The sequence below is a fragment of the Agrobacterium sp. genome (assembly GCF_032092815.1).
Classification (GTDB): Bacteria; Pseudomonadota; Alphaproteobacteria; order Rhizobiales; family Rhizobiaceae; genus Agrobacterium.
On the sequence record NZ_DAMDBP010000013.1, the window covers coordinates 59,430 to 63,354 of the forward strand.

Below are 3,925 nucleotides of genomic sequence, written 5' to 3' on the forward strand. Positions count from 1 at the left end.
CGACAATGTGGCGATGATTGGCGGAATACGCAGTGCCTTGATGAGCAGGTAGTTCCCGATGCCGACGCCTATGCCGATCAGGATGGCGATCAGCAGTCCTGGGAGGATCAGACCGTCGGAGACATCCATGAATTTAAGCGCGAGCGTGCCGGACAGGGTCATGGTTGCCGGTACGCAGAGATCGATATTGCCCGGCCCAAGCGTGATGACGAACATCTGGCCGATGCCGACGATCACCGAGAAGGCAGCAAATGTCAGTGCCGCATGGGAAAGACCGAAAGAGCTGGCGCCGCCGGTGAACATGACTGTTGCAAGCCAAACGGTAACGGTTGCGGCAAATGACCAAATCCAGGGTTTGCGGGTGATGGTTTGAAAAGCACTCATTGATTTTTCTCCCGCTTTTCAAGCCGGTTAAGCAGAATGCGAAGGGCAAGAACAACGATCAGGATCGCGCCTTGCGCACCAATCTGCCAGTCCGGGGAAATGCGCATGAAAGAAAGGAACGAGCCGGCGATCGTCAGCGTCAGCGCGCCAATGACTGCACCGACCGGCGATACACGGCCACCGACGAATTCACCGCCACCGAGGATTACACCGGCAATCGACAACAGCGTGTAACGAAGCGCGATATTCGCATCGGCCGACGTCGTCAGGCCAACGAGTGCAATGCCAGCCAATACTGCAAAGAAACCGGCAAGCGCAAATGTCGCTGCACGAATGGCAACAACAGACCACCCTGCCCGTTCGACTGAGCGGAAGTTGCCGCCGACGCCACGCATCAGCACACCGAAAGATGAGCGTGTGACGATGAGATGCGCAATGATCGCAATGACAATGCTGGCGACGATGGCAATCGGCACAACAGGTGGTTTTGCGGTCATCAGCCAGCGCACCCAGGTCGGTGCCGAACCGCCTGGTGACGGCAGGATGAGTACGGCCAGACCACCCCAAACGAAACTCATGCCAAGGGTGACGACGATGGACGGCAGAGACCTGATGTGAATGATGGCCCCGATCGCTGCATAAACGGCGATTGCTCCAGCAAAGATCAGAATGCCGATAACCGGTGATGTTTGTAGGAAAGTGGCGGTAACGCAGGCACAGAAACTGACAAATGTTCCCATCGACAGATCAAGGTCATTGACTGACATGATCAGCATCTGGGCGATGGTTGCCAGAATGATCGGAACGGCCAGGTTGAACAGAAGGTTCAGACCGGTGTAGCTCATGGCGCGCGGCTGCATGTAGAAAACCGCGGCCAGCAGCACGGCAAGGGATGCCGCCGGAATGACAAGACGCATGGTGTTGGCAGAAATTTTCATCAGTGGCCTTCCCCTGCAAAGGACGCTGCAAGCACGTTCTGTTCGGTAATGTCATCGCCGACGAGTTCGGCGTGAATGACGCCGTCACGGAACACATAGACGCGATCACAAAGTCTGATTTCGTCCATCTCGGTCGAGTACCAGACAAAGGTTCGTCCGTGGCGGGCTTCAGTCCGCAGGATTTCGTAGACTTCCTGTTTTGTGCCGATGTCGACACCACGCATCGGATCATCCATCAGAACTGTTTCGGCCGTTGTGGCCAGTGCGCGGGCAAAGAGCACTTTCTGCTGGTTGCCGCCGGACAGCGACAGAATCTTGTTGCCCATGTCAGGGGTGCGAATTTCGATGCGCTTTTTCCAGTCGGCGCCAAGATCGTTTTCACGATTGTGATTGACGAGGCTCAGGCTGGACAGATCACGCAAGGACGCGATGCTCAGGTTTTTCAAGATACTCCAAAGCGGGAACGTGCCGTTTAGGCTGCGATCACCGGCAACAAAGGCAATGTCCTGCTGTTTGGCTGGGAACCAGTTGCTGTTGCGTGAGAGGTAAAGATCAAGCAGCGCTTCGGTCTGGCCATGGCCGCCAAGTCCGGCAAGGCCAATGATTTCGCCGCGATAGGCTTCAAATGTGTGACCCTGGCCTTTACGGGCAGGCATGGACAGAACCGGTTGTCCGGTCCTTTGAATTGTTGATCGCTCCCAGCCGCTTTCCTTCACGACGCTGCCCATGGTCTCGACCAGGCTGCGGGTGCTGAACTCCGAGGCGGGGCGGTCTGCAACCACCTTGCCGTCCTTCATAACGACAATACGGGTTGCGGTGGAAAGGATTTCACCGCGAATATGGGAGATCAACAGGACCGAACCACCGGAGCGCACAAAGCGGCGCACGTAGTCCATCAACTGTTCGGCAAGACCGGCGTCCAGTGATGAGGTTGGTTCATCAAGAATAACCAGCTTGGGTTGGTTTTTAACGCCGGCAAAATTGATGGCGATCTCGACCATCTGTCGTTCGGCGATGGACAGTTCGCTGATCGTTGCCGTGCAGTCGATGCCGCTTCCCGGGAAAATATCGTCAAGCGTCTGGCGAACGAGTTTTGTGGCGCGGTTACGCCAACCGGCACCTTTCATGTCTGCATGCATGATGCGGACATTTTCGCCGATCGTCAGGTTGGGGCAGAGGGATAATTCCTGGAAAACGCAACGCACGCCGTTGGCTCTGGCCTCGGCAATACCATGTTTTCCCTGACCTCCCCCATATGACAGAGTTCCGTCATGAGGTGTGAGGTTGCCATTGATGACATTGACGATAGTGGACTTGCCAGCTCCGTTATGGCCGACAAGGCCAAGACATTCGCCGGAATGAATGATGAGGTCCGCGCCATCCAGCGCCTTTACGGCACCAAACGTAACCTTGACGCCACGTGCGGCGACAACCTCTTCTCGCGACAGGATTTCGTTCATCAGCACGACACAGAATTTTGGAAATAACCGGTACACGGCGCCATGTCACGGCGCCGTGCGGTGATATCGGGCTTATCAGGGCAAAATTACTTTGCCTCGGCGATAACCTTCTGGGCGTCTTCCAGCGAATATTCGATGTTGGAGACGCCGCCCTTTTCGGTCTTTGCCAGACCGTCTTCCAGGTTTGCCTGATCGATACGCAGAACAGGAACAACCAGATCCTTCTTCACGTCCTTGCCATCAAGGATCTGCTGGGCAACCCAGAAAGCAAGCGTGGAAACGCCAGGTGCGATCGAAACCGACATGGTTTCATAACCGCTTGCGTCTTTCTGCTGTTTCCACCAGACCAGCTCGTCTTCACGGTTGCCCATGACGATGGTGGGTGTCGGGCGTTTTGCTGCAGCAAAGGCCTGTGCTGCACCGTAACCGTCACCACCCTGTGTCACCACAGCGGTAATTTCAGGCAGGCTTGGCAGGATACCGGCAACGGCACGCTGCGCGACGTCCTGCGCCCAGTCACCATTGACGGAACCGGCGACCTTGAAGTTTGGATGCTTGGCAATGCCAGCCTCGATGCCTGCGTGGATTTCATCATCCACGAAAACGCCGGCCAGACCGCGAATTTCCAGCAGATTGCCGCCATTTGGATATTTCTGGGCGAGGAAGTCGATCTGGCTTTCACCCATGGACTTGAAGTCGACCGCGATGCGCCATGCGCAAGGTTCGGTAACAACGCCGTCAAATGATACGACGATGATACCGGCATCACATGCTTCCTTTACCGCACCGTTCAGTGCTGTTGGCGAAGCGGCGTTGATGACAATCGCGTCATAACCCTGAAGGATCAGGTTCTGGATCTGGGCGGCCTGTTCAGTCGCCTGGTTTTCAGCCGTTGTAAAAGGATCGGCTGCAGCCACGGTGCCCTTGGACACGGCATCCTTAGTGATCTTGTCCCAGCTTGTCAGCATCGCCTGACGCCAGGAATTGCCAGCGTAGTTGTTGGAAAGGGCAATTTTCTTGGCAGACGTGTCTGCCTGCGCCACCATCGGCAAGGCAGCGCATGCGAGCGTGACTGAAGCCACAAGCATTTTTTTGATAGCCATTGATTTCCTCCCTGATGGCTCACAAATCGATAACCGGGGC

At 55.9% G+C, this 3,925-nt stretch carries 3 protein-coding genes and 1 pseudogene; all 4 read right to left on the reverse strand.

Annotation, left to right across the window (positions count from 1 at the left end; translation table 11 throughout):
- Positions 1–384 (reverse strand): annotated as a pseudogene (locus RT613_RS10170) (ABC transporter permease); the annotation flags it as partial.
- Complete coding sequence (locus RT613_RS10175; protein WP_313615036.1) at positions 381–1,322, reverse strand: ABC transporter permease; 942 nt, start codon at positions 1,320–1,322, stop codon at positions 381–383. The gene RT613_RS10175 and the pseudogene RT613_RS10170, both read right to left, overlap by 4 nt.
- Positions 1,322–2,782 (reverse strand): sugar ABC transporter ATP-binding protein, encoded by a 1,461-nt coding sequence (locus RT613_RS10180; RefSeq protein ID WP_313615038.1) that lies wholly within the window; start codon positions 2,780–2,782, stop codon positions 1,322–1,324. Before RT613_RS10180 ends, RT613_RS10175 begins: the two co-directional genes overlap by 1 nt.
- An 86-nt stretch (positions 2,783–2,868) precedes the next feature.
- Positions 2,869–3,885: an ABC transporter substrate-binding protein gene (locus tag RT613_RS10185; protein ID WP_313615039.1), complete on the reverse strand. Its 1,017-nt coding sequence runs from the start codon at positions 3,883–3,885 to the stop codon at positions 2,869–2,871.
- Positions 3,886–3,925: the final 40 nt, after the last annotated feature.

Bases quoted from the DNA above. Each gene is read 5' to 3' on its own strand.
- RT613_RS10185 (WP_313615039.1), bottom strand. From the start codon at position 3,885: ATGGCTATCAAAAAAATGCTTGTGGCTTCAGTCACGCTCGCATGCGCT.
- RT613_RS10175 (WP_313615036.1), bottom strand. From the start codon at position 1,322: ATGAAAATTTCTGCCAACACCATGCGTCTTGTCATTCCGGCGGCATCC.
- RT613_RS10180 (WP_313615038.1), bottom strand. From the start codon at position 2,782: ATGAACGAAATCCTGTCGCGAGAAGAGGTTGTCGCCGCACGTGGCGTC.